Origin of the sequence: Streptomyces sp. NBC_01235 (assembly GCF_035989285.1) — a bacterium.
Classification (GTDB): Bacteria; Actinomycetota; Actinomycetes; order Streptomycetales; family Streptomycetaceae; genus Streptomyces.
In genome coordinates, this window is the sequence record NZ_CP108513.1 from 7,438,875 (window position 1) to 7,464,662 (window position 25,788).

The 25,788-nt window shown below is 71.2% G+C and carries 18 protein-coding genes; 9 read left to right on the forward strand and 9 right to left on the reverse strand.

Going from position 1 to position 25,788, the window contains the following annotated elements; all coding sequences use genetic code 11:
* Positions 1-68: 68 nt before the first annotated feature.
* Positions 69-3,110 carry an FxSxx-COOH system tetratricopeptide repeat protein gene (gene fxsT, locus OG289_RS33595; RefSeq protein WP_327317794.1) on the forward strand — a complete coding sequence of 1,014 codons (3,042 nt, stop codon included), beginning with the start codon at positions 69-71 and terminating at the stop codon, positions 3,108-3,110.
* Positions 3,111-3,214: 104 nt separating this feature from the next.
* On the opposite strand, the gene OG289_RS33600 is transcribed toward fxsT, so the two are convergent.
* The 4 genes from OG289_RS33600 to OG289_RS33615 all read right to left on the reverse strand — a co-directional run bounded on the left by OG289_RS33600 (position 3,215) and on the right by OG289_RS33615 (position 9,994).
* Positions 3,215-7,018 carry a multifunctional oxoglutarate decarboxylase/oxoglutarate dehydrogenase thiamine pyrophosphate-binding subunit/dihydrolipoyllysine-residue succinyltransferase subunit gene (locus OG289_RS33600; RefSeq protein WP_327317795.1) on the reverse strand — a complete coding sequence of 1,268 codons (3,804 nt, stop codon included), beginning with the start codon at positions 7,016-7,018 and terminating at the stop codon, positions 3,215-3,217.
* A 302-nt stretch (positions 7,019-7,320) separates the two neighbouring features.
* The gene (locus tag OG289_RS33605) at positions 7,321-8,436 is read right to left on the reverse strand and encodes a sensor histidine kinase (protein WP_327317796.1); all 1,116 of its coding nucleotides are present in this window, start codon (positions 8,434-8,436) and stop codon (positions 7,321-7,323) included.
* Positions 8,433-9,173 (reverse strand): response regulator transcription factor, encoded by a 741-nt coding sequence (locus OG289_RS33610; RefSeq protein ID WP_310433446.1) that lies wholly within the window; start codon positions 9,171-9,173, stop codon positions 8,433-8,435. Before OG289_RS33610 ends, OG289_RS33605 begins: the two co-directional genes overlap by 4 nt.
* A 122-nt stretch (positions 9,174-9,295) precedes the next feature.
* Positions 9,296-9,994, reverse strand: coding sequence for a spermidine synthase (locus tag OG289_RS33615; protein WP_327317797.1), 699 nt, complete (start codon positions 9,992-9,994; stop codon positions 9,296-9,298).
* A gap of 265 nt (positions 9,995-10,259) precedes the next feature.
* Between OG289_RS33615 and OG289_RS33620 the strand changes: the two genes are divergently transcribed.
* Entirely contained in the window at positions 10,260-11,027 is a 768-nt protein-coding gene (locus OG289_RS33620; RefSeq protein WP_327317798.1) for a rhomboid-like protein, read from the forward strand.
* 644 nt (positions 11,028-11,671) lie between these two features.
* On the opposite strand, the gene OG289_RS33625 is transcribed toward OG289_RS33620, so the two are convergent.
* Together OG289_RS33625 and OG289_RS33630 are read right to left on the reverse strand one after the other, a co-directional pair.
* Complete coding sequence (locus tag OG289_RS33625; protein WP_327317799.1) at positions 11,672-12,691, reverse strand: DUF5954 family protein; 1,020 nt, start codon at positions 12,689-12,691, stop codon at positions 11,672-11,674.
* 131 nt (positions 12,692-12,822) lie between these two features.
* A complete protein-coding gene (locus OG289_RS33630) occupies positions 12,823-13,488 on the reverse strand; it encodes a GNAT family N-acetyltransferase (protein WP_327317800.1) in 666 nt (221 codons plus the stop codon).
* A 179-nt stretch (positions 13,489-13,667) separates the two neighbouring features.
* Between OG289_RS33630 and lon the strand changes: the two genes are divergently transcribed.
* Positions 13,668-16,082 carry an endopeptidase La gene (lon, locus tag OG289_RS33635; protein WP_327317801.1) on the forward strand — a complete coding sequence of 805 codons (2,415 nt, stop codon included), beginning with the start codon at positions 13,668-13,670 and terminating at the stop codon, positions 16,080-16,082.
* Positions 16,083-16,240: 158 nt separating this feature from the next.
* Positions 16,241-16,738, forward strand: coding sequence for a MarR family winged helix-turn-helix transcriptional regulator (locus OG289_RS33640; RefSeq protein ID WP_442818989.1), 498 nt, complete (start codon positions 16,241-16,243; stop codon positions 16,736-16,738).
* A 67-nt stretch (positions 16,739-16,805) separates the two neighbouring features.
* On the opposite strand, the gene OG289_RS33645 is transcribed toward OG289_RS33640, so the two are convergent.
* Positions 16,806-17,597, reverse strand: a complete 792-nt coding sequence (locus OG289_RS33645) for a hypothetical protein (protein ID WP_327317802.1) — start codon at positions 17,595-17,597, stop codon at positions 16,806-16,808.
* 368 nt (positions 17,598-17,965) lie between these two features.
* On the opposite strand from OG289_RS33645, the gene OG289_RS33650 reads away from it, so the two are divergent.
* The 5 genes from OG289_RS33650 to OG289_RS33670 are packed head-to-tail and all read left to right on the forward strand — an operon-like array spanning position 17,966 to position 23,607.
* Positions 17,966-20,755 carry a sensor histidine kinase gene (locus OG289_RS33650; RefSeq protein WP_327317803.1) on the forward strand — a complete coding sequence of 930 codons (2,790 nt, stop codon included), beginning with the start codon at positions 17,966-17,968 and terminating at the stop codon, positions 20,753-20,755.
* Positions 20,752-21,255 (forward strand): roadblock/LC7 domain-containing protein, encoded by a 504-nt coding sequence (locus OG289_RS33655; RefSeq protein ID WP_327317804.1) that lies wholly within the window; start codon positions 20,752-20,754, stop codon positions 21,253-21,255. Before OG289_RS33650 ends, OG289_RS33655 begins: the two co-directional genes overlap by 4 nt.
* Positions 21,252-21,704, forward strand: a complete 453-nt coding sequence (locus tag OG289_RS33660) for a DUF742 domain-containing protein (RefSeq protein ID WP_327317805.1) — start codon at positions 21,252-21,254, stop codon at positions 21,702-21,704. The genes OG289_RS33655 and OG289_RS33660 overlap by 4 nt, the downstream gene beginning before the upstream one ends.
* Positions 21,685-22,329 carry a GTP-binding protein gene (locus OG289_RS33665; protein WP_327317806.1) on the forward strand — a complete coding sequence of 215 codons (645 nt, stop codon included), beginning with the start codon at positions 21,685-21,687 and terminating at the stop codon, positions 22,327-22,329. The genes OG289_RS33660 and OG289_RS33665 overlap by 20 nt, the downstream gene beginning before the upstream one ends.
* A 24-nt stretch (positions 22,330-22,353) precedes the next feature.
* Positions 22,354-23,607: a styrene monooxygenase/indole monooxygenase family protein gene (locus tag OG289_RS33670; RefSeq protein ID WP_327317807.1), complete on the forward strand. Its 1,254-nt coding sequence runs from the start codon at positions 22,354-22,356 to the stop codon at positions 23,605-23,607.
* 306 nt (positions 23,608-23,913) lie between these two features.
* Here the strand turns inward: OG289_RS33670 and OG289_RS33675 are convergent, their stop codons facing one another.
* Positions 23,914-24,252 (reverse strand): SH3 domain-containing protein, encoded by a 339-nt coding sequence (locus OG289_RS33675; RefSeq protein ID WP_327317808.1) that lies wholly within the window; start codon positions 24,250-24,252, stop codon positions 23,914-23,916.
* A gap of 206 nt (positions 24,253-24,458) precedes the next feature.
* On the reverse strand, positions 24,459-25,739 hold the full coding sequence (locus tag OG289_RS33680; protein WP_442818990.1) for an NlpC/P60 family protein: 1,281 nt from the start codon (positions 25,737-25,739) through the stop codon (positions 24,459-24,461).
* Positions 25,740-25,788 lie beyond the last annotated feature (49 nt).

The following is a 25,788-nucleotide window of genomic DNA, read 5'->3' on the forward strand; positions in this document are numbered from 1 at the left end:
CGGCGGACTTACGCGCGAGGCGCCGAGGTCCTAGGATTTTCGAGGTACTACGTGCTGGAGGCCGCTGCATGTCTGGAGCTCGTACGCCGGTCGGGGCAACCGGGAGGAGGTCCGCGAGGCAGACGGTCACGATCCATTTCGCGGGGTTCAACCGGGCCTGGGCGGCCTGGATCGGTGACCGGCTCGAACGGCGCGGCCTGCGGGTCGTGTACCTGCGCTGGGACTCGCCGGCGGAGGTCCCGCTGGTCGACCTGCTGCGCGACCTGGAACTCGCCGAGGGCCGCATCCTCATCGTCGTGAGCGAGTGGTACTTCCAGCTCGGCCCGCGGACACAGGAGGAGTGGAACGCGGCGCTGCGCGAGGTCGTCGCCCCCGACCCGTCCCGGTTCGCCGCCGTCTCCGTGACCACGGCGTCCGTGCCGGCGGCGACCGCAGTCCTCGCCCCGGTCGACCTGACCAACATGGGCTCCGAGGAGGCCGAGCGCCGCCTGTTCGACCGGCTCGACCTGCCGCTCGACCCGCTGCCCGAGACCCCCGACGGCGCGCGCCGCGGCCCCCGCTTCCCGGCGGCGATGCCCGAGGTGTGGGGCGGCGTGCCCCGCCGCAACACCCGCTTCACCGGCCGAGAGGTGCTCCTCAACGACGCCTACCATCTGCTCCAGGGCGCGGAGCCGGGCGCCGGAGTGGTCACGTTCCACGGCATGTCCGGGGTGGGCAAGACCCAGATGGCCGCCGAGTACGTCTACCGGTTCGGCTCCGAGTACGACGTCGTGTGGTGGGTCAACGCCGAGAAGCGCGTCACCTACCGTCGGCTGCTGGCCGAACTCGCCCCGAAACTGGGCCTGCAGACCGGCCAGGAGTACGGCGAACGGCTGCGCGCCGTCCGCGACGCGCTGCGCCGCGGCGACCCGTACGGGCGCTGGCTGCTGATCCTCGACGGAGCGGACGAACCCGACCAGATCTGGGACCTGGTGCCGAACGGCCCCGGCCATGTCATCATCACCTCCCGCAACCCCGAATGGACCGAGCACAACAGCAGGTTGCTGGAGGTGCCCGTGTACGCCCGGGACGAGTCGGTGGCGTTCATCCGGCGCCGCGCGCCACGCCTGTCGGAGGTCGAGGCCGACCAGCTCGCCGACGCGCTGGAGGACCTGCCGCTGCTGCTGGACCAGACGGCGGGCTGGCTGAACGACTCCGACCTCTCCGTGCGGCAGTACATCGCCCTGCTGGACGGCGGCATCGACAGCGACGTCGTGAAGGTGTCGGCGGACTTCCCGCTCGCCTTCCAGACCGCCTGGTCGATACTGCTGAACAAACTCCGCGAGACCGTCCCCGAGTCGGTCGACCTGCTGCGGCTGTGCACGTTCTTCGCCCCGGGCTTCATCCCCGTCCGCCTGCTGCGCGAGATGTCGAGCGACGAACTGCCCGAACAGCTCGCCGGACTCCTCAACGACCCGCTGCTGTGGAACAAGGCGATCAACCAGCTCCGCCAGTACTCGGTGGTCCGCCTGGAGTCCCACGAGACGGCCGGCGAGGAGGGATCCGTGTCGGGGGAGTCGCTGTACCTGCACCGCATGGTCCACCAGATCGTGCACAAGGACATGCCCGACGCGGACCGCAAGGAGTTCATCGACGTCGTACGGCTGGCCCTCGCCGCGGCCGACCCGCGCCGGCCCACCGACCCCGACCTGTGGCCCGGATACGCCGAGATCGTGCCGCACCTGAAGTACGCGGACGTGCTCCAGACCCAGGACCCGAACGTCCAGCGGCTGGTCTTCAACTGCCTGCGCTACATGTACTTCTCCGGCGAGTACAACGCCGGCATCAAGCTCGGCGAGCGCGCCATGAAGGCCTGGCGCGAGCTGCTCGGCCCGACCCATCCCAGGATCTGGGAGCTGACGTACCACTACACCAACCTGCTGCGGGCCGTCGGCGACTACGCGCGCACCGAGTCCCTCAGCCGCGCCGCCTCCGAGCACCTGAAGGCGGTGAGCGGACCCCAGGACCTGGAGCATCTGCGGGCCGCCGCGGGCCTCGCCGCAGACCTGCGGGGCCTCGGCCGCTACGACGAGGCGCTGGAACTCTCCAAGTGGGTCCTGGTCGCCTACCGCGACCTGCTGGGCGAACAGGACTCGCGCAGCCTCAACTCGCTGAACAACCTGGCCGTCTCGCTCCGGCTGCTCGGCCGCTACACGGAGGCCCTGGACCACGACCGGCAGACCATGGAGTCCCGGCGCCAGCTGCTGCGGGCCCGGCATCCCTGGACCCTCGGCTCCGAGATCTCCTACGCCATCGACCTGCGCCTCCTCGGCCGTTACGCCGAGGCCGAGTCCATCCAGGCGAAGAACGTGCGCGAGATCCGGCTCGTGATGGGCCGGGACAACCCCCAGACCCTCAAGGCCGAGCACAACCTCGCGCTGTGCCGCTACCGCCTCGGCGACCGTGACCGAGGCCGGGACCGAGGCGCCGAGCGCGAGGAGCCCGGGGAGCTGCTGTCCAGCGTCCTGGAGCGCGGTGAGCGCGTGCTGGGCGAGACGCACCCGCTGACCCTGATCTTCGCGACGGCCCAGAGCTGCTACGCCCGCGAGCACGGCGACATCGACCGGGCCCGCGAGCTCAGCGAGGCCGTCGTCGCGCGCTACGAGGTGATGCTCACCGACGGGCACCCCTTCGTCGCCGGGGCCCGCGCCAACCATGCGCTGATCCTGCGCAACGTCGGCGAGCGGGAGGCCGGCCACGTCCTCCTGGAGCAGGCGCTCGCCTCGATGACCGAGGCGGTGGGCGAGAACCACCCCTGGACGCTGGGCTGCGCCCTGAACGCCTCGGCCCTGCGCAACATCGTCGGCGACACCGAGAGCGCCGCCGACCTCAGCCGGGACACGGTGACCCGGGCCATCGAGTCGCTCGGGCGCACCCACCCGCTGACCCTTTCGGCACGGATCGCGTACGCGGCGGACCTGCGCGGCCTGCGGGACCGGCGGCAGGCGGAGAAGGTCGAGCAGGAGGCCCTCTCGGACCTCGACTCGACGCTGGGCAGCAAGCACCCGCACACCGTCTCGGCCCGCTCCCGCAACCGCCCCTACTGGGACTTCGAACCCCAGGTCATCTGACGAGGCCGGCTTGCGCGCGAGCCGTGCGAGCCGCCCGACACGCCGAAGGGCCCGGCCCCCGGAAACCTCCGGGGGCCGGGCCCTTCGCCCGTGCTGAGTGAGGACTACGCCTCGAACACCTCACGGACCAGCTGCTCCTGCTCGGCCTGGTGCCGCTTCGCCGAGCCCACGGCCGGCGACGAGCCGTGCGGGCGCGAGATGCGGCGCAGACGCTCGCCGTGCGGCACGTCCGCGCCGACCGCGAGGTCCAGGTGGTCGATCAGGTTCAGGGCGATGAACGGCCAGGCACCCTGGTTGGCCGGCTCCTCCTGGGTCCAGAGGTACTTCTCGGCGTTCGGGTACTTGTTGACCTCCGCCTGGACCTCGGCGCCGGGCAGCGGGTACAGCCGCTCGAGGCGGATGATCGCCGTGTCCGTGGCCCCGCGCTTCTGACGCTCGGCCTCCAGGTCGTAGTAGACCTTGCCGGCGCAGAAGACGACCTTCTTGACGGCCGCCGGGTCGGTGATCGTCGTGTCGCCGATGACCGGGCGGAACTGGCCGCTCGTGAACTCCTCCGCCTTCGACGCGGCGGCCTTCAGACGCAGCATCGACTTCGGGGTGAAGACGACCAGCGGCTTGTGGTGCGGGTTGTGCACCTGCCACCGCAGGAGGTGGAAGTAGTTCGACGGGAGCGTGGGCATCGCGACCGTCATGTTGTTCTGGGCGCAGAGCTGGAGGAAGCGCTCGACACGGGCCGAGGAGTGGTCCGGGCCCTGGCCCTCGTAGCCGTGGGGGAGGAGGAGCGTGACGCCGCTCGTCTGGCCCCACTTCTGCTCGGCCGCCGAGATGTACTCGTCGACCACCGTCTGGGCGCCGTTGACGAAGTCGCCGAACTGCGCCTCCCACATCACGAGCGCGTCGGGGCGGGCCAGCGAGTAGCCGTACTCGAAGCCCATGACCGCGTACTCGGACAGCAGGGAGTTGTAGACGTTGTAGCGGGCCTGGTCCTCGTTGAGGTACTGGAGCGGGGTGTGCTCCTCACCCGTCTCGCGGTCGATGAGGACCGCGTGGCGCTGGCCGAAGGTGCCGCGCTGGGAGTCCTGGCCGGACAGCCGGACCGGGGTGCCCTCCAGGAGGAGGGAGCCGACCGCGAGGGTCTCGCCCATGCCCCAGTCGATCGTGCCGTCCTCGACCATCGACGCCCGGCGCTGGAGCTGCGGCAGCAGACGCGGGTGGACGTGGAAGTAGTCGGGGATGTTGACCTGGGACTCGGCGATGCGCTTGACGACCTCGGCGGAGACGGCGGTGTTCACCGCTACGGGGAAGTTGTCCTGCGGCTCGTGGGAGTCGCCGGCGGCGGGCTGCGCGGTGGCCTCGCGGACCTCCGTGAAGACCTTCTCCAGCTGGCCCTGGTAGTCCTGCAGCGCCTGCTCGGCCTCTTCCAGGGTGATGTCGCCGCGACCGATGAGGGACTCGGTGTACAGCTTGCGCACCGAGCGCTTCTTGTCGATCAGGTCGTACATCAGCGGCTGGGTGAAGGCCGGGTTGTCCGACTCGTTGTGACCGCGGCGGCGGTAGCAGATGAGGTCGATCACCACGTCCTTGTTGAACGCCTGACGGAACTCGAAGGCGAGCCGCGCGACGCGGACCACGGCCTCCGGGTCGTCGCCGTTCACGTGGAAGATCGGGGCCTCGATCATCCTCGCCACGTCCGTCGCGTACATCGACGAGCGGGAGGACTCCGGGGCGGCGGTGAAGCCGACCTGGTTGTTGATGACGATGTGGACCGTGCCGCCCGTGCGGTAACCGCGCAGCTGCGACATGTTCAGGGTCTCGGCCACCACGCCCTGGCCCGCGAAGGCCGCGTCGCCGTGCAGGGCGACCGGCAGGACGGTGAAGTCCGTGCCGCCCTTGTTGATGATGTCCTGCTTGGCGCGGGCGATGCCCTCGATGACCGGGTCGACCGTCTCCAGGTGGGACGGGTTCGCGGCCAGCGAGACCTTGATCTGCTCGCCGTCCAGGCCGGTGAAGGTCCCCTCGGCGCCCAGGTGGTACTTCACGTCGCCGGAGCCGTGCATCGACTTCGGGTCGAGGTTGCCCTCGAACTCCCGGAAGATCTGCGCGTACGACTTGCCGACGATGTTCGCCAGGACGTTCAGACGGCCGCGGTGGGCCATGCCGATGACGACCTCGTCGAGCCGCGACTCTGCGGCCGAGTCCAGCACCGCGTCCAGCAGCGGGATGACGGACTCGCCGCCCTCCAGGGAGAAGCGCTTCTGACCGACGTACTTGGTCTGCAGGAACGTCTCGAAGGCCTCGGCGGCGTTCAGGCGGCGCAGGATGCGCAGCTGCTCCTCGCGCTCCGGCTTGGTGTGGGCGCGCTCGATGCGGTCCTGGATCCAGCGGCGCTGCTTGGGGTCCTGGATGTGCATGAACTCGACGCCGGTGGTGCGGCAGTACGAGTCGCGCAGCACGCCGAGGATGTCGCGCAGCTTCATCAGGGACTTGCCGGCGAAGCCGCCGACGGCGAACTCGCGCTCCAGGTCCCACAGGGTGAGGCCGTGCTCGGTGATGTCCAGGTCGGGGTGCTTGCGCTGGCGGTACTCCAGCGGGTCGGTGTCGGCCATGACGTGGCCGCGGACCCGGTAGGAGTGGATCAGCTCGAAGACCCGGGCGGCCTTGGTGACGTCGTCGTCGTGGCTGGCGTCGATGTCCTTGAGCCAGCGGACCGGCTCGTAGGGGATGCGCAGCGCCTCGAAGATCTCGTCGTAGAAGCCGTTCTCGCCGAGGAGGTAGTTCGCGACGATCCGGAGGAACTCGCCGGAGGCGGCGCCCTGGATGACCCGGTGGTCGTAGGTCGACGTGAGCGTCATGACCTTCGCGATGCCGAGCTTGTTCAGGGTGTCCTGGGAGGTGCCCTGGAACTCCGCCGGGTAGTCCATCGAGCCGACGCCCATGATGACCGACTGGCCGGGCATGAGGCGCGGGACGGAGTGGACGGTGCCGAGGCCGCCGGGGTTGGTCAGGGAGACCGTGACGCCGGTGAAGTCGTCCATCGTCAGCTTGCCGTCGCGGGCGCGGCGGACGATGTCCTCGTAGGCCTGCCAGAACTCGAAGAAGTTCAGCGTCTCGGCCTTCTTGATGCCGGCGACGACGAGCTGGCGGTCGCCGTTCGGCTTCACCAGGTCGATGGCCAGGCCGAAGTTGACGTGCGGCGGCTTGACGAGGGTGGGCTTCCCGTCCTTCTCCGCGTAGTGCCAGTTCATCGACGGCATGGCCTTGATGGCCTGCACCATCGCGAAGCCGATCAGGTGCGTGAAGGAGATCTTCCCGCCCCGGGCGCGCTTGAGGTGGTTGTTGATGACGATGCGGTTGTCGAACAGCAGCTTCACGGGGACCGCACGCACGGACGTGGCCGTGGGCAGCTCCAGCGAGGCGTTCATGTTCTTGGCGACCGCGGCGGACGGGCCGCGCAGCGTCACGAACTCAGGGCCCTCCGCGGGGGCGGCGGAAGCCGCGGCGGCGGGCGCGGGCTTCGCGGCGGCCGGCGGCTTGACGGCCGGAGCCGCCTGCGCCGGAGCAGGGGCCGCGGCCGCGGGCTTCGGGGCGGCGGCCGGGGCCGGCGCGGGAACGGCGGGCGCCGGCTGAGCCGGAGCTGCCGGGGCGGCGGGCGCCGGTGGCGTGGTGGTGGTCGCTGCGGCCCCCGCGGCCGCAGTACCCGCCGGAGCCGAGGGCGCGGCCGCCCCCGGCTTGTAGTCGGCGAAGAAGTCCCACCAGGCACGGTCTACCGAATTCGGGTCCTGGAGGTACTGCTGATAGATCTCGTCGACGAGCCACTCGTTCGGTCCGAACGCGGCCGCGGGATTCTTGCCCGCTTGGTCTGCGTCGGTCGAGATGCTCGATGCGTTACTGGGGGACTGTGGCGACACGGCGGCAACCGCCCTCTTCCGCTTCACAAGGTGATGGACAGCGGGAATAAAGGCTACGCCCCCTGGAGGGGGAAGGTCAGGCCGGGCCGGTGCATCGTCGCGTAAGTCACATCGGAAAGTGTGTTTCGGCGGTGGAAATGGCGGGAAACAAGCGCGGTTGCACGTCAAGAGGGTGTGGTGATGCGGGTCGCGCACGCCCGAGCGTGCCGACCCGCGCCGACCTGGGACGGTCCGCTGCCTGATCACACGTGTCCGACTGCGCGAACACCGGTGGATCTTGTGGCTCCGGTTCGAACTTTACGTCAACTTGGTACGGATGACTCTCCCGGAAGAGTGACAAGAATCCGGCAACCCCGCTCGGATTCGGCCACTCCGATCCGGCCTCCGTGGAGATCGACCGCCCAGCGGGCGATCGCGAGCCCCAGTCCGGTACCGCCGTCGCTGCCCGGGCCGTGCGGCCGGCGGACGGCCCCGCGGTTGAACCGCTCGAACACGCGGTGCCACTCGGAGCGCGGAATGCCGGGGCCCTCGTCCAGGACCTCCAGCTCCAGAGACTCCGGCAGCGTGCCCCGACGCGCCTTCACCGTCACCCGTCCGTGCGGGGGGCTGTGCTTGACCGCGTTGTCGATCAGATTGGCGACGACCTGGTGGATGCGCTCCGGGTCGGCGTGCGCGGTCAGCTCCGGCGGGGTGACGTCCAGGTGCAGATGGACGTCCGTGCGGGTGTGGTTGCCGCCCGAGCCCATGGTGGCCCGCGCCGAGGCGACCATGTTGGCCTCCTTCAGCACCCCGGACAGGTACGGCCACACCTCGAAACGCCGTCTGCGCAGGGGGACGACGCCGTTGTCGAGGCGGGACAGGTCCAGCAGGGTCTCCACCAGACGCCCTAGCCGCTCCGTCTGCTTCAGGGCCGTGCGCATCGTCTCGGTGTCCGCCTCGGCGATGCCGTCGACCACGTTCTCCAGGACGGCGCGCAGGCCCGCGATGGGCGTGCGCAGCTCGTGCGAGACGTTGGCCACCAGCTCCTTGCGCTGGCGGTCCTGCGCCTCCAGCTCGTCCGCCATGACGTTGATCGTCTGGGCCAGGTCGCCCAGCTCGTCACGGCGGTTCTCGCTCACCCGGCGGGTGTAGTCGCCGTGCGAGATGGACCGGGCCACCGTGTTCATCTCGTCCAGCGGCGCGGTGAGCGAATGCGCCACGAACTGCGTGATCAACAGTGTGGCGATCATCGAGAAGACCGTGATGAAGCGCAGCTCCGTCTTGGTGTGCACCGCGATCATCGACAGCCCGGTGGTGATCAGCACCGAGATGACGACCAGCGCACCCAGCTTCGTCTTGATCGAGAACGGGCGCACGCCGCCCCACGGCTCCCCGGGGCCGGGAGCGGGGCTTCTCGGTCCGTCCGGCCCGGAGCTCATGGCGTCGGGGTCTCCAGCGCGTACCCGACACCGTGCACGGTGCGGATCCGCTCGGCGCCGATCTTCCGGCGCAGCGCCTTGATGTGGCTGTCGACCGTGCGGGTGCCGGAGGCGTCCGCCCAGTCCCAGACCTCGGCCAGCAGCTGCTCACGGGAGAGCACGGCGCGCGGGGTGTTCGCCAGGCAGACCAGCAGGTCGAACTCGGTGGGCGTGAGGTGCACGTCCTCCGAGCGGACCCGCACCCGGCGCTGCGCGTGGTCGATCTCCAGCTCGCCGAGCCGCAGGATCCCGCTGCGGGGCGTGGTGGCCGCGATCGCGGCCCGCTCCACCCGACGCAGCAGCACGTGCACGCGTGCCGCCAGCTCCCGCATCGAGAAGGGCTTGGTCATGTAGTCGTCGGCGCCCACGCCGAGCCCGACCAGCATGTCGGTCTCGTCGTCGCGCGCGGTGAGCATCAGCACCGGCACCGGACGGGCGGCCTGCACACGACGGCAGACCTCCAGACCGTCGAAGCCGGGCAGCATGATGTCGAGGATCAGCAGGTCTGGCTGCCAGGCCTCGGCGGTGTCGACGGCCGCCGGGCCGTCACCCGCCGTTTGCACGAGGAATCCCTCTGCGCGCAGGCGGGCCGCGATGGCGTCGACGATCGTCGGGTCGTCCTCGACCACCAGGACGCGCCGCTGCGCTCCCGGAGTCGCCGTCGCCGTGCTGTTGTGTGCGGTGTGTGTCTGCTCCATGGCCCGCCCCTGAGTGTGCTTTCCGGAACCAGTGGGGTGATCCCTTGTCTGCGCATGACTGCGGTTGACGCGTAAATGATCGGCGTCAGGGGTGCAGCGTACGGCGAGTCACCACGGCTTTGCTATCCAGGTCGGACGGCGAGGTGCACAACGTCCGGCACGCCTCGGGCAACCGGGATCTCTTCGGTACGCACCTGTTGGAACCCGGCATTCCCCAAGGTTCCCTCGAATTCCGGAGAGGGCTGGGCCGACCACACCGCGAGTACGCCACCAGGTCTCAACACCCGTGCGCAGCTTGCGAGTCCGGCCGCGGAGTACAGGCTGCCGTTGCCCTCGGTGACGGTCCAGCCGGGCCCGTTGTCGATGTCGAGGCACACCGCGTCGAACGTGTCGCATGTCTCATTGACGTAGTCGAGCAGATCCGTTTCGACGATCTTCGTCCGGCGGTCGGCGAGCGCTGGCCCGGAGACGGCGGACAGCGGGCCGTCGAGGTGCCAGTCGATGACGGCGCGCTCGCGCTCCACGACCGTGACGTCGCCCCAGCGGGGATCGGCGGCGGCGTGCGCGAGGGAGAAGCCGACGCCCAGGCCGCCGATGAGCAGGCCGGGCGAAGGGCTGCTGCCGGGGCGGGTGTTCAGCGCGGCCAGCGCGGCGTCGACCAGCAGTCGTTCCGAACGGCCGTCCGAGGTGTCCATCAGGAAGCAGCCGTTGGCGATGATCTGGAGCAACTCCCCGTGCCTGCGCAGGACGACCTCACCGTAGGGGCCCTCGCGGCGGTCCAGGACTTCGGGTGCGCCGGGGATGTCGTACGGGATGGGCATCGGTCCATCCTGGCACCTCCGTGACGGTTTGTTGAGGGAATTGCGTGCGCGACGGGTGGGATTGACGCACGTCTGTTCGCAAAAGGCTCGGAGTGGGTTCGAAGTGGGTTCGGAGTGAGTGGGTTCGGAGTGGGTTCGGAGTGCATGAGAAACAGCGGAGAGAACTCTCAGAGGTTTCTGTGAATAGACGCAGGCGTGGCGTCGGTCACAGACAGCGGACGGGCGGGCCGCGAAGGGTGGGGTGAAACGGAAGGAGCGCGTCACGGTGGAAAGCACGGCACCGGCCACGAGCCCGCCCTTGCCCGACGTCTCCGGGCTGCCCGATGTCTCCGGGCTGTTGGACGGCATCCCGGGCCAGCGCGCCCCCCGAATCGCCGAGCCGCCGCTCGGGGCGGGTCCCTGCCCCGCCCCCCGCCCCCGGTTCCGCATCCCCGCTCCCTTCACCCTCGCGTACGCCGCCGTCCTCGCCGTCACCTCGTTCTTCGCCGAGCACGCCGACCCCGCCCTGGTGTACGCCCTGCACCAGGGCTCCAGCACCGACGTGGCGCACCTGTGGCAGACGCCGGTGCTGGTGCTGGTGGCCAGCGCGCTGTGGGTGGCGGGCGGCTTCGCCTCGCCGTTCACGCTCGGCTTCCTGGTCGTCCTCACCGCCCTGGAGCGGCGCATGGGCGGCGTCCGTACGGCGGTCGTCTTCCTGCTCGGGCATGTCCTGGCCACTCTCGCGACCGAGGTCCCGGTGGGCCTGGCCGTGCTCGTGGGCAGGCTGCCCGACAGCTCGCTGCACCGCCTCGACTACGGCATCAGCTTCGGTGTCGCCGCGAGCGTCGGCGCCCTGGCGGGACTGCTCAAGCCCTGGTTGCGCTGGCCCCTGCTCGCCGCCTTCGGCGGGATGCTGTTGCAGGACCTGATCGCCTTCACCGACCCGATGACGAACTGGGGCCACCTGTTCGCGCTGGCGATAGGCGTCGCCACCTGGCCGTGGGTGCGGCGCTGGAGTCGCGCTCACTCCTCCGGCCGGGTGAACGCGGCGTAGCCGCCTGCCGCGTCCAGGGCGGCGAGCGTGCCGTGGTGGGGTGCGGCGTCGTCCCGGCCGGACGGTGGACACTCGTTCCATGTGATCACGCGGGCCTCGGTGGTGGTCGTCGGTCCAAGTCGCCGTATCCCCCTGAGCGGTCGCCTTGGGCATCACGCCACTGGACCGACGGAAGGGGCCGGGCGAGGCCGCGTTGCCGGCGACCGCCCTGCGGGCGCACGCGGACGGCGCGCCCGTCCGCGCCACCCCCTTGGGCGCTCCGAGCCCCTGTCACCCCCAGGTCGTACCGGGGCCGGGCAGGTCCTGGTGCCGTGGCAGGCACCGTTTGCCCGTGAAGGAGCGGCATCCGGTGCGTGCTCTGGGGTCCTCCCGGCCGAAGGCCCTCGTACGCGACGTACGTGGGTCTTCGGCCGGTGCGGGGAGTGGGGGCACATCCCGCGCCCTTGAGGCAGTGGGGGAGTGTGCCGGGCGTCGCGCCGGGGCGAACCGTCGCCTGTCACGGCACCAGGGCGCTTCTGACGGCTCTTGAAGTTGTCCCCCGCCCGAAACGGATGCGCCTGGCGAGGCAACCGTCGCCTCACGAGGCGCCCCGCGCCAAGCCGATCGGGTCAACCGGCAGCAGACCAAGAGCCGTCAGAAGCGCCCTAGTCGTCGTACTTGACCGTGCCGTCCTCGCGCAGGGTCGGGTGGAGCTTCATGGGGCCGTACTCGTCGACGTCCGACGGGCGGGGCGGCTCGGGGCCGTCCGGGCCCAGGCGGACCATCCGCTCGACGCGGCAGATCCGGAACACCCGGTCCTCCACGCGCGCCTCGTCGGCCCGGCCGGCGGCCCGGAAGGCCTCCGCGGCCCGCGCGTACAGAGCCTTCTTCCGCTCGTCGAAGCGGTAGAGCATCGCCCAGACGCGGGCCATCCCCTCGTACAGCGTGCGGCGGGCCTCGTGCGGGGTCGCCGACAGGGATCCGCACGGGGTCCACCCCGACTCTTCGCGTTCGGCCACCGAGAAGCCGACGGGCAGCCGGACCACGTCCGGGTGCGTCCTGGTCGCCCGCACGGAGTCCGCGCGCACGTCGGCGGGAAAACGGACGCCCGTGTACGTGAAGTCGCGCAGGCCCAGCCGCAGCGCGCCCGCCATCGGGCCCTCGTCCCGGCCGGGGTCCAGGACGTAGCCCACGTCCGGCGACGGGCCGGCGTTCTGGTCCTCCCAGGAGGGGGCCGCGGGCTCGGGGTCGGTGGGCCGGGGCGGCTCCAGGCCGTCGTCGCCGGTCCGGGCGAACTCGTCGCCGCGCACCACCCGGTAGCGCACGCCCAGGGCCTCCACCTCGTCGGCCGGGGCCCGCTCCAGCACGGCCACGGCCGCCAGCAGCTCGCGCCGGACGGCCGGATCGTCGGTGCCGTCCTTCGCCTTGAACCACAGGTGCGAGTTCAGCCCGTCCCGGGCCTGCTGGGGCATGGCGTCCACCACCGGTTTCAGCAGGCACCAGCCCGTCTCGGCGGCGGCCGGGTCCCGCGCGGCGATACCGAAGACGGGCCCGCGCAACGCGATGTGCGGATAACGCCGGGAGGCCTCGACGGCGTCCGCCTCCGTCACCCAGGCGACGGGGTCGTCGCGGCGGACCAGTTCCGCGTGGAGGGCGTCGAGACGTCGCTTCCAGTCATCGGTCATATGCGCATTGTGGTCGGGGCGGAGGGGTACTTCGGGGTGAATGCCGGAAGTGGACGGGGTACGGGGAGGGGGCGTAAGGGGCGTGCCAGGTCGTGCGGGACCGAGGGGTGCGCCCCTTCGGCCGCCGGACGTCACCCCCGTGCGTCCGCCGTGTCCCCTGTGAACCTCGCGCTGGTCAGCTGCGACTCGACGCGCCAGCCCAGCGACTCGTACAGCGCCCGGCCCTCCGGTGTCGCGCCCAGCACGCCGGTCCGGGCGCCCTGCGCGACCGCCGCGCGCTGGAGCGTCCGCATGACGAGGGCGCCGAGTCCGCGGCGGCGGTGTGCGGGGGACGTCTCGATCTGGTCGGCGACCGCCGTCGCACCGGTCGGGGCGATCTGCCCGCGCGCGGCCAGGGAGCCGTCCGGGGCGACGATCATGGTGCGGGTCACGCCGCCGATCGACCAGGTGCGCTGCCGGTGTCCGTCGGGGACGGGGTCGGGCGGGACGTCCTCGAGCGCGGCCGTCATCAGGAAGCCGGGCTCGGGGTCGATCCACCAGCCCGGCCCCAGCCGGCCCCCGACCACCGCCGGGTCCGCGAACACCTTCAGCCACACCCCCGCCCCGGTCACCGCGCCCGCCACCTTCCGCACGTCCGCCTCCTCGACGGCGTCACCGGTCGCGCCGAGGACGTGCCGGGTGACGTGATGGGGCCCCGTTCCCACGTCGATGGTGCAGCCCCACGGCTCGACCACCGGCGGCGCGGCCCCACGGGACAGTACCCAGCCGTCCACCCAAGCCCGTACGATCCGGTCCACAGCAACCCCCTGTAATGAGCACTCTCGACCTTCATCTATTACCCGATGGCCGTAGGTGTATCGCCTCGCACACCGACAGCCGTGATCGCCCACAGCGAACGGGCGGCAGTCCGGGGAACATTCGAAGCCGCGCATGCATTGAGTCGGCATAGCTCAACTTGACTGCCTAAGGGGAGATCATGGCTTCGACGTCCACACCGCTCACCCTGCCCGTGCTGCCTCTCGAGGACGAGGTCGTGCTCCCCGGCATGGTGGTTCCGCTGGACCTCAACGACACCGACGTACGCGCCGCGGTGGAGGCCGCCCAGGCCGCCGCCCGTTCAACGCCCGGCAAGCCTCAGGTACTCCTGGTGCCGCGCATCGACGGGACGTACGCGAGCACCGGTGTGCTCGGCACCGTCGAGCAGGTCGGCCGGCTGGCCGACGGCGACCCGGGCGCGCTGATCCGCGGCCGGGGACGGGTGCGGATCGGCGCCGGCACCACCGGGCCGGGCGCCGCCCTGTGGGTCGAGGGGGCGCGGATCGACCAGACCGTCGCCGAGCCGCTGCCCGGTCATGTCGCCGAACTCGTCAAGGAGTACAAGGCGCTCGCCACCGCCTGGCTGCGCAAGCGCGGCGCCTGGCAGGTCGTCGACCGCGTCCAGGCCATCGACGACGTCTCCGCGCTCGCCGACAACTCCGGCTACTCGCCGTTCCTGACCACCGAACAGAAGGTGGAGCTCCTGGAGACCGCCGACCCGGTGGCCCGCCTGAAGCTCGCCACCTCGCAACTGCGCGACCACCTCGCCGAGCAGGACGTGGCCGAGACGATCGCCAAGGACGTCCAGGAGGGCGTCGACAAGCAGCAGCGCGAGTTCCTGCTCCGCCGCCAGCTCGAAGCCGTCCGCAAGGAGCTGCGCGAGCTCAACGGCGAGCAGGAGGGCGAGGAGTCCGACGACTACCGTGCCCGCGTCGAGGCCGCCGACCTGCCCGAGAAGGTCCGCGAGGCCGCTCTCAAGGAGGTCGACAAGCTGGAGCGCTCCAGCGACCAGTCGCCCGAGGGCTCCTGGATCCGCACCTGGCTGGACACCGTCCTCGAACTCCCCTGGAACGAACGGACCGAGGACCGGTACGACATCCAGGGTGCCCAGGCGGTCCTGGACGCCGAACACGCCGGCCTGGAGGACGTGAAGGAGCGGATCACCGAGTACCTGGCGGTGCGCAAGCGGCGCGGCGAGCGCGGCCTGGGCGTCGTGGGCGGCCGTCGCGGCGGCGCCGTGCTCGCGCTGGTCGGCCCGCCCGGCGTCGGCAAGACCAGCCTCGGCGAGTCCGTCGCCCACGCCATGGGCCGCAAGTTCGTGCGCGTCGCCCTCGGCGGCGTCCGCGACGAGGCCGAGATCCGCGGCCACCGCCGTACCTACGTCGGCGCGCTGCCCGGCCGGATCGTGCGGGCCGTCAAGGAGGCCGGGTCGATGAACCCGGTGGTGCTCCTCGACGAGATCGACAAGGTGGGCTCCGACTTCCGGGGCGACCCGGCCGCCGCCCTCCTGGAGGTCCTGGACCCGGCGCAGAACCACACCTTCCGCGACCACTACCTGGAGGTCGAGCTCGACCTGAGCGATGTCGTCTTCCTGGCCACCGCCAACGTGCTCGAAGCCATCCCTGAGGCCCTGCTCGACCGTATGGAGCTGGTCCGCCTCGACGGCTACACCGAGGACGAGAAGGTCGTCATCGCCCGCGACCACCTGCTCCCGCGCCAGCTGGAGCGGGCGGGCCTGGACAAGGACGAGGTGACGCTCGACGAGAGCGCGCTGCGCAAGCTCGCCGGCGAGTACACCCGCGAGGCGGGCGTGCGCACCCTGGAGCGGACTGTCGCCCGGCTGCTGCGCAAGGTCGCGGCCCAGCACGAACTGGGCGAGCGGGAACTGCCGCTCACCGTCACGGACGAGGACCTGCGCTCTCTGATCGGCCGGCCGCACCACGTGCCCGAGTCCGCCCAGGACCCGGCCGAGCGCCGGACCGCCGTGCCCGGCGTCGCCACCGGCCTCGCGGTCACCGGCGCGGGCGGTGACGTCCTCTTCGTCGAGGCGTCGCTGGCCGACCCGGAGACGGGCGCGGCGGGCCTGACCCTGACCGGCCAGCTCGGGGACGTGATGAAGGAGTCGGCGCAGATCGCGCTCAGCTTCCTGCGCAGTCACGGGGCCGAACTGGAACTGCCGGTGGGCGACCTGAAGGACCGGGGCGTGCACATCCACTTCCCGGCGGGCGCGGTCCCCAAGGACGGCCCGAGCGCCGGCGTCACCATGACGACGGCCCTCGCGTCCCTGCTGTCCGGCCGGCTCGTCCGCACCGACGTGGCGATGACCGGCGAGGTCTCCCTGACCGGCCGCGTCCTGCCCATCGGCGGCGTGAAGCAGAAGCTGCTCGCCGCGCACCGGGCCGGGGTCACCACCGTCGTCATCCCCAAGCGCAACGAGCCCGACCTGGACGACGTCCCGGCGGAGGTGCTGGACAAGCTCGACGTCCACGCCGTCACGGACGTCCGCCAGGTCCTTGAGCTGGCGCTCGCGCCCGCCACGAACGGCGCGGCGCCGGAGGTTCCCGTGGCGGCGTGACGGACGTTGCGGGAAGGGCGGGGCCCGGGTTTCGTGAGGGAGACCCGGGCCTTCGCCGCACCCCACGCCGGAGCCTGGGCACCGCTTCTGGCCTGTGCCTGCGAAATACTTAAGAGCTGCGCGGATGGCAGCGACCGGCGAACATCAGAGGTGCTGACGTGCACGAGGATCACCAGGACCACCAGGACACGGGCGGCGACGCGTCGTCGCGCGGGGTGGAGCAGGGCGACCGGGAGTTCCTGTCCCTGGAGCGGGAGCTCACGGTGCTGCTGCGCCGCGCCCGCGCCAACCAGGGCGAGATGGCCCGCGAGGTCCACCCGGACCTGGAGTCCGCCGCCTACGGCCTCCTCGTCCGGCTGGAGGAGTGCGGCCGCCAGCGCGCCACGGAACTCGCCGCCTACATTGGCGTCGGCAAGGCCACCATGTCCCGCCAGCTGCGCGCCCTGGAGCAGCTCGGTCTGATCGCCCGCGAGCCCGACCCGGCGGACGGCCGCGCCTGGCTGGTCGACCTCACCGAGGAGGGCCGCACCCGGGTGAGGCGGGTCCGCGAGGCCCGCCGCGAGCGGTACGTCAGCCACTTCTCCGACTGGGACCGCGAGGAGGTCGGGGAGCTGGCGCGCCTGCTGCAGCAGCTGAACCGGGGGATGGAGAAGTGAAGCGGCGGTCGCGAATGCGCCGGCTGTAGTGACCTGAGAGGTTGGGGACGCCTCAGAGCTCCGCGTGTCAGAGCTCCACGCACACCACCGTCGCGTCGTCGTGCGTCTTCGCCCGGCCCAGGAAGGCCCGCCCGGCGCCGTCGTCCGCCCGCTCCCGCTCGCGGACCCGCTCCACCAGTGCCTGCGCCCCCTCCTTGCGCACGAGGGTGAGCAGGTCCGACCAGTCGCCCTCGTGGAAGAGCTCCGTCCAGCGGGTGGCCCCGTCCGAGAGCGCCGCCAGGGCGCGGACCTCGGCGCGTGGTACGGCCGTGGTCACCGCGCGGGCGGCCACCGACGGATCGGCCGCGGCCGTGAAGAACCCGCCCTCCTTGTTGCGGAGCGTGCCGTCGACGACCTCGGCGCTCCTGAGCAGGTCGCGCGGCAGCCGGGCCAGCCGGTCGTCCTGGACGGCGGTGACCGTGCCGCCCGGGGACGCCAGCAGCAGCGTCGCGTCGCACAGGACCAGGCACTCGACCGTCTCCGGCGACCAGCGCGCGAGGGTCACTGCGGCCTGTGGGGTGCGTGGGTGAGAAAGGTCACAGGTTTTGGAATGGGTCCCAGCGGTACGTGCGATGGCGAGGGCGAGCGCCTCGGCCAGTGGAACATCCGGGAGTGAAACGGTCAGTTCGGTCAGCGCGCCGCCCAAGCGCGCGGTGAACCAGGGGACCGAATGCAGACAGCCCGCGCCGCCCCCCGGCGGCGTCACTCCGTCCAGGAGGACGAGCGAACCGCCCTGTCCGCAGGCGGGAAGTCCGATACTCGCGAAGTCCTCGTTGAGGCGGGCCCGATCGCCGGCCTCCGACACAAGTTCCGTACGCATTCGGCCAGTCTGCACGACCCCTTCACACCCTTCGCGAAAGGCTGGCATCACTCGCCGAACAGGTGTACCACCGCAGGTCAGACGCCTGCTTTGGGCGGGAATGAAGCACTCCGGGAAGGCGTGGCGGCGAATACTGTCAAAGCCCGCCGCCCACGTCCAACCGGCCTGCCGGGCAGGGCCGCTGCACACGCCAGAGGAACTTGCCCGCCAACTCCCTCCCGATGTTCACTCCTTCGGGTGGCGGGGCAACCGATGCGCGACCCCTGCCCACCGGCACTGGGAGGGTCGGGAACCGTACCGGAGGCACGCACCAGTTGACGGAGCGTCATATCCGGCCCATGGAGCACGAGTCAGGAATGCGAGCACCGGTGCAGAAGACGCGGCCTCGGCGTACAGGCAGGCAGACGGCCTCCGAGGGGGGCGCGGAGCGCACCCTTGTCGGCAAGGGCCGCCCCACCCATGTACGCAACCGGCTGATCGTCGCGGTGGCCGTGGTGGCCGCCGCCATCGCCGGGGCCGGCGCCCCCTCGATCCTCGCCGCCTCCGGGCAGCTGAAGGACTCCCAGGACCTGGTCACCCTGGCCGAACAGACCCAGGACGCCCTCGCCCTCGCCCAGTCCCTGGCGGACGAGCGCGACGAGGCCACCACCTACGTCGCGGCCGGCCGCGTGAAGTCCGCGGCGCCCTCCACCCAGGGCAGCGCCCGCGTGGACCGGCAGGTGAGCGAGCTGACCGCCGGGACGGACGTCTCCGCCGCGCTGCGCGAGGTCCTCGACGCCGTCCCGTCCGCGCGCCGCTCGGCCCTCACCGGCACGAGCACGGCGCTCCAGACGCACCAGGCGTACTCCGAGGCCATCACCGCGCTCCATGTCCTCGTCGACCGGCTGGCCGAGCAGATGCCGCCGCGCGCGGGCTCCGGCGCGTACGCCCTCGCCGAGCTCGACACCGCCGTCCAGCAGGCCTCCGCGACCCGGGGACTGCTGCTCGCGGCGCTGAACGTGCCGACGAAGACCGAGACCGAGTACGACCCCGTCACCGGACGGTCGACCACCGAGAAGGTCTCCACCGACGCCGACACCAAACAGCGCGACGCCCTCACCGCCGCCGCGCAGCAGGCCCGGCTGCGCTCCGACGCGGCCCTCGCCGACTTCCGGGAGGGCGCGCCCCGGGAGGCGGTGGCCTCCTACGACTCCACGGTCACCGGCGGCGACGTCGACACCGCCGAGGCGTACCTCGCCTCCCTCACCGACCAGCCGGTGCTGAGCGGCGGCGAACTCGACACCAGCGTCAAGAAGCTGGACGCCGCGCTCTCCGCCCGCGTCGACCTGATGCGCGGGGTCGAGTCCTCCCTGTACAACCACCGTACCGAGGACCTCGCCCACCTGCGCGACGACGACGTCACCGACCTGGAGCTCCGCGTCACCCTCCTCGGGGCGCTGATGCTGCTGGCGGTCGTCGTCGCCACGGGCATGGCCCGCAGCCTCACCCGTCCGCTGTCCGTGCTGCGCCGGGGATCGGCGAGGCTGGCCGAGGCCGAGAACCCGGCGGCCGAGGAACCGGTCGTATTCACCGGCCGCAACGACGAGTTCGCCCAGGTCGTCCGTTCCGTCAACGCCCTGCACGAGCACGCCGTGGCCTTCCACGAGCGCGTCGCCACCCTGGAGTCCGACCGCAAGCACCTCGTCGGCCAGCGCCAGCGGATGGCGGACGCCCGCGAGGAACTGCGCGCCGAACTCGCCGACTCCGCGGCCAAGCTGGACGGCCTGCGCGACAGCATCAGCGGCACCTTCGTCAACCTCGCCCTGCGCACCCTCGGCCTCGTGGAACGCCAACTCGCGGTCATCGAGGGCCTGGAGGAGCGCGAGCAGGACCCCGACCGGCTGGCCACGCTCTTCAAGCTCGACCACTTCGCCACGGTCATGCGCCGCCACAGCGAGAACCTGCTGGTCCTGGCCGGCACGGAACACGTCCAGCAGCACCCGGGCCCGGTCCCGCTGGTGGACGTGGTCCGCGCGGCGGTCAGCGAGATCGAGCGCTACGAGCGAGTACGCATCTCGGCGCTGCCCCCGCACGCGCACGTGGCGGGCTTCGCCGCCGACGACCTCTCCCACCTCCTGGCCGAACTCATGGAGAACGCCACCTCGTTCTCCCCGCCCGACCTGCCCGTCGAGGTCTCAGGCTGGCTCCTGGAGAACGGCGAGGTCATGCTCTCCGTCCAGGACGAGGGCATCGGGATCACCGACGACGACCGGTTGAGCCGCCTCAACGCCCGCCTCACCGAGTTCGACCCGGAGACGCCGTACGACCAGGAGGGCGAGGAGGGCCTCGGCCTCGGTCTGTACGTGGTGGCCCGGCTCGCCCACCGGCACGGGGTGCGGGTGCGGCTGCGCGACCAGAAGCAGGGCGGGGTGGCGGCGGTCGTCGTCCTGCCGATCCCGCTCCTCGCGACGGCCCCGGCCGCCGCGATCACGGCGACGGCCCAGACCTCCTCCACCGCCCAGACCTTCTCCCTGCCCGGCGCGGACGCGGAGGTCAACTCCAACGCCCTACCCGGCCGTTCGAAGCCGAGGGACCCCCTGGTCGCCCTGGCGGAACAGGCGGTACGTCAGTCGGAGACCCCGGCCGAGACCCCGGCCGAGACGACGATGGAACTGCTGCTGCCGCCCCTGCAGGGAGAGACGGCAGAAGAACACCCCACGCCCACCCCCACGTCCGCCCCCGACCCCGATCCCACCCCCGAACCCGAGGCCGCCCACGGCGAGAACCCTCCACAGGGGCCACCCGCACTTGACTACGCGAGCGCCACAGGTGGTGCGGGCGGGAGCGAATCCGTCGACGGCGAAGCCGAGACGGAACACACCCGGCCCTCGGACGAGCCCCTCACGGACAAGGGTCTCCCCAAGCGCACCCCCAAGATCACGACACCCGCACAGGCCCCGCGTCAGCGGAGCGGCTCCGTCGACGCGGAAGCCCTCCGCCGCCGTCTGGGCGGCTTCCGCAGGGGGGCGGAGGCCGGCTACCGCGAAGTCGAGGCGGAAGTCGCCGAACGCACGGGCCAGAACAAGGTTCCCGCACCTCAGGCACCTCAAAGAGCTCAAGAAGCACACGCACACGCCGAAGAAGACACGGGGGGCACAGTCGAGGAGGCAAGCAGTTGACCGCGCCCAGTACCTTCGGACTGAGCAGTGAAGCCCGTAACCTGCACTGGCTGTTGACCAACCTCGTGGAGGAAGTACCCGGCATCCAGTCCGTCGCCGTCGTGTCCTCGGACGGCCTGCTCCTGCTCTCCTCGGACCCAGGCCGCAACGACGAGGCACGTCAGGCCCGCGAGTCCAAACCCTCCGGCCCGCGCGGCTCCTCCGCCGACCTCGCCACCATCGTCTCCGGCATCGGCAGCCTCACCATCGGCGCCGCCAAGCTCATCGACTTCGGCGGGGTCAAGCACACCATGGTCGCGATGGACGAGGGCAGCCTCTTCGTCATGTCGATCAGTGACGGCTCGCTCCTCGGCGTGCACGGCTCCGCGGACTGCGACATGAGCGTCGTGGCGTACCACATGGCCCTCTTCGTGGGCCGCGCCGGCCACGTCCTGACCCCGGAACTCCGCAGCGAGCTACGGCAATCCCTGGAGTCGGAGTCGGCGGGGAGTGTCCGATGAGCACCGGGCCGAAGAACGCCAGGCAGCAGCTTCCCGTCCGCGGCGGTGACCGCAGGCCCGCCCGCGTGCGCCCCTATTCGCTCACCGGCGGCCGTACCCGCTTCGGGCACGTCCTGCTCGTGGAGACCTTCGTGGCGGCCCTCGAAGCGCCCGAAGAACGCAAGGAACTGACTGGGGGTACCTCCCATGTGTTGAGCTATGGGGGAGGGTCGCTGAAGTCCACGGTCATGCCGGAACTGCGGGCCATCGTCGAACTGTGCCGCCGTATGCGCACGGTGGCCGAGATCGCCGCGCTGCTGAAGATGCCGCTCGGCGTGGTCCGGGTGCTCCTCAGCGACCTCGCGGACCAGGGAAAGATCCGTGTGTACGGCACCGGTACCGCTCACGGTACGGGCCGTCCCGACCGCGCTCTGCTGGAAAGGGTGCTGAGTGGACTCCGTCGTCTCTGACGCCGCTCGTGGCGTCTCCCCGTTCGTCGAGCCCGAGCCCGACGAGACGTTGCAGCCCTGGCAGACGGACCGCACCCGCGCCCCCATAGCCACGAAGATCGTGGTGGCGGGCGGCTTCGGCGTCGGCAAGACCACCCTCGTCGGCACCGTCTCGGAGATCGAGCCCCTCCAGACGGAGGCGCTGATGACCGAGGCCAGCGAGGAGACCGACGACCTCACCGGTACCCCGGAGAAGACCACCACCACGGTCGCCATGGACTACGGCCGCCTCACGCTCGACGACGACCTGGTGCTCTACCTGTTCGGCACGCCGGGCCAGCAGCGGTTCTGGTTCATGTGGGACGACCTGGTGCGCGGCGCGATCGGCGCCGTCGTCCTGGCCGACACCCGTCGTCTGAAGGACTGCTTCCCCGCGCTGGACTACTTCGAGAGCTGCGGCCTGCCGTACGTCGTCGCCGTCAACCACTTCGACGGCAGCGAGCTGTTCGAGCCGGCGGACGTGCGGGAGGCGCTGACGATCCCCGCGCACATACCTGTCATGATCATGGACGCGCGGCGCCGGATCTCGGTGATCGAGACCCTCCTGGCCCTGGTGGGCCACGCGCTCGACGAAACCCCCGAGTAAGGCCCTTCAAGGAGAGTTCCCCGCATGCGGAAGATACTCGTCGTCGGAGCCGGCCAGTCCGGTCTCCAGCTCGCCCTCGGCCTCCAGTCGCACGGGTACGAGGTCACCCTGATGTCCAACCGGACGGCGGACGAGATCCGCTCCGGCCGGGTCATGTCGACGCAGTGCATGTTCCACACGGCCCTGCATCACGAGCGCGACCTCCAGCTGAACTTCTGGGAGCAGCAGGCCCCGAAGCTCGAGGGACTCGGCGTCTCGGTCGCCGCCCCCGGCTCGCACGACCCGGGCCCCACCCAGCGCGCGATCGACTGGCTGGGCCGGCTCGACGGGTACGCGCAGTCCGTCGACCAGCGGGTGAAGATGGCCGGCTGGATGGAGACGTTCGTCCAGCGCGGCGGCCAGCTCGTCATCCACGGCGCGGCGGTCTCCGACCTCGACTACTTCTCCCGCGCCTACGACCTCGTCCTGGTCTCGGCGGGCAAGGGCGAGCTCGTCCAGATGTTCGGCCGCGACCCGCAGCGCTCCCCCTACAGCGAGCCGCAGCGCGCCCTCGCCGTCGCCTACGTCCACGGACTGGGCCCGCGCCCGGAGCACCCGGACATGGAGGCGGTCCGCTGCAACCTGGTCCCCGGTGTCGGCGAACTCTTCGTCATGCCGACGCTCACCACCTCCGGCCGCGCCGACATCCTCTTCTGGGAGGGCATACCCGGCGGCCCGCTGGACGTCTTCAACGGCGTCAAGGACCCGGCGGAACACCTCTCCCTGACCCTGGAACTCATGGAGAAGTTCACGCCCTGGGAGTACGCGCGGGCCACGAAGGTCGAACTGACCGATGCGGGCGGCACGTTGGCCGGCCGCTACGCGCCCACGGTCCGCAACCCCATCGGCCGCCTCCCCGGCGGCGGTCTGGTGCTCGGCGTCGCCGACGTCGTCGTCGCCAACGACCCGATCACCGGTCAGGGCTCCAACTCGGCGTCCAAGTGCGCCGCCGCGTATCTCGCGTCGATCCTCGAGCAGGGCGAGAAGGAGTTCGACGAGGAGTGGATGCGCGCCACCTTCGACCGCTACTGGGAGACGGCTCAGCACGTCACCAAGTGGACCAACGCGATGCTCGCTCCGCCGCCGGAGCACATCATCAACCTGCTGGGCGCGGCCGGGCAGCTGCCGCCCGTGGCTGATCGTTTCGCCAACGCGTTCAACGACCCGGCCGACTTCGAGAACTTCTTCTACGAGCCGGAGAAGACGGGCGCCTACCTGACCTCGGTCACCGGAGCCTGACGGGCTTTCTCCGCTCGTCCTGTACGTCGTCCTCGTACTCGCCGTCGGAGGGTGGGTCCGCGTCGCGCGGGCGGCGCGGGGCGGACCGTGCCGGGTGCGCGCGGCGCCACCGTGATGCCGGCTGCGGGCGGGCCGGTCCGCCGGGCGGATGGTGAGGACCGGAACCGGGCTCGGACGATCAGTGCCCCTTGACGGTAGGGGAGGACGCCTCTTCGGCGAACACCCGTGACATCGCCCGGGCCAGGAACAGGAAGGGCCCCGGCGCCTGTGGCGCCGGGACCCGATCCCGTTGTACCCGTCAGGCGGTCAGCCCGTGTGGCATGCCACGTCTTCCGGGCTGCAGGTGTGGACGTCGTCGTCGGGCAGGTGGATCAGGTCGTCCCGGACCCAGCCGGTCTTGCCCTTGGCGTTCCCGGTCGTCATCTTGACCTTGTACCAGCGGTGGCCACCCGTGTAGGTCGAGGTCTTCTCGGTGCACTTGTTGTTCTTGTACGCCACGCCCAGGCTGGTGGAGCTGGTGGACGCCTTGGAGCGGAGGTTCGCCGAGCTCGCCTTGATGTAGCAGCCCGAGGCCGCCTGGGCCGGAGCGGCAGCGAGGACCAGCCCCGGAACAGCGAGTGAGGCGGTCAAGGAAAGAGCCGTCATGGCTTGGCGTATGCGCATGGGTTCCCCGTCTTTGTCGGGCATCATGTGATGCCCTTGCGAACTGACCTCCAGAGTCAAGATCACAAGGGTTCGACGCGTCAACCGGCATTGCCGAACCATGACTTGTCCCCCCAGGCCACCACACTCCCGGACGCTCCGGATCTACGCGCACCTCATGCCGAGCAGCCAGGAGCGCACAGGTGGGCTCACTTCTGTGAGCCGGAGAAGACGGGGACCTGTCCGGGGTCGGTTCCGGGCGCCCGGTCGGGGCGTACGGCGCCCAGTACCGGTTGGGACGCGATCGGGGTGACCTTGATCTTCTCGCCCGTTCGCGGTGCCTGGACCACCTTGCCCCCGCCCAGGTACATCGCCACGTGGGTGGCCTCGGGGAAGTAGATCACCAGGTCGCCGGGGCGAAGTTCCCTCAGCGGGATCCTCGGCAGCCGCGCCCACTGCTCCTCGCTGGTCCGGGGGATCGGCGTCCCGGCATGCCCCCAGGCCTCGGACGTCAGGCCCGAGCAGTCGTACGACCTCGGGCCCTCGGCGCCCCATTCGTACGGCTTGCCGATCTGCCGCACGGCGTACCGCACGGCCTGCTCGCCCTCCTTCGACGGCTTGCGGTCCTCGCCGAGCGCACCGGACGTACCGGGCGCACCGAGCGCTCCGGACGCCACGAGCTTCTCCTGCGCCTGGGCGACGCCCTTCTTCTCCAGTTCGGCGAGGGCGGCGAGCTGCTCGGCGGTGAGGGAGGCGAGGAGTGCCTCGACGTCGTCGAGGCGCCGGCGTACGTCGTCGCGCTCCTTCTTCGTGCGCGCGGTGAGGGTGAGCTGGTCGTCGAGGGCGGCGCGGGCCTTGCGCGCCAGCCCGTCGGCCTTGCGTTCGCCGCTCTCCAGCCGCCCGACCGTCTCGGCCCGCTCGCGCGCCAGTCGGCCGATCACATGCCCCTGGTCGAGGGCGTGCTGCGGATCGCGGGCGAGCAGCAGCCGTACGTAGGGGGAGATGCCGGTGCTGCCCTGGTACTGCTGGCGGGCCAGCCGCCCGGCGGCGCCCCGGCTGTCGTGCAGGGAGAGCCGCGCCTTGGCCAGGTCGGCGTCCAGCCGCCCGGTCTCGGCCCGCCGCCGCCTGAGCTGTTCCTCGGTGGCGTTGTAGGCCTCGGTGGCCTGCTCGGCCTCCCGGTACAGCCGCTGAAGCTCCGTCAGCAACGCGGCCACGGTCTTTTCGCCGGTGTCCGACACCTCCGCACCGGCCTCCGCTCCGACGGTCGGTGGTTCGCCCGGGTCCGGGGTCTCGGCTCCGGCGACCGACGGTTCGCCGGCGTCCGGGGTCTCGGCTCCGGTCTCCGAGGACTCGCCCGGGTCCGGGGTCTCCGCGACGACCGCCGTCTGTCCTTCCGTCACGGCCGTGGCGAGCCCGGGGGCCAGGACGGTCTGGGCGGCGAGCGCCGCCGTGGAGACCGTACAGGCCAGACGCAGCAGCCTTCCTGACACGTCATCACCTCCGTTGCGGGGTGGCCCCTCCATCCCGCAGGGCGAGCAT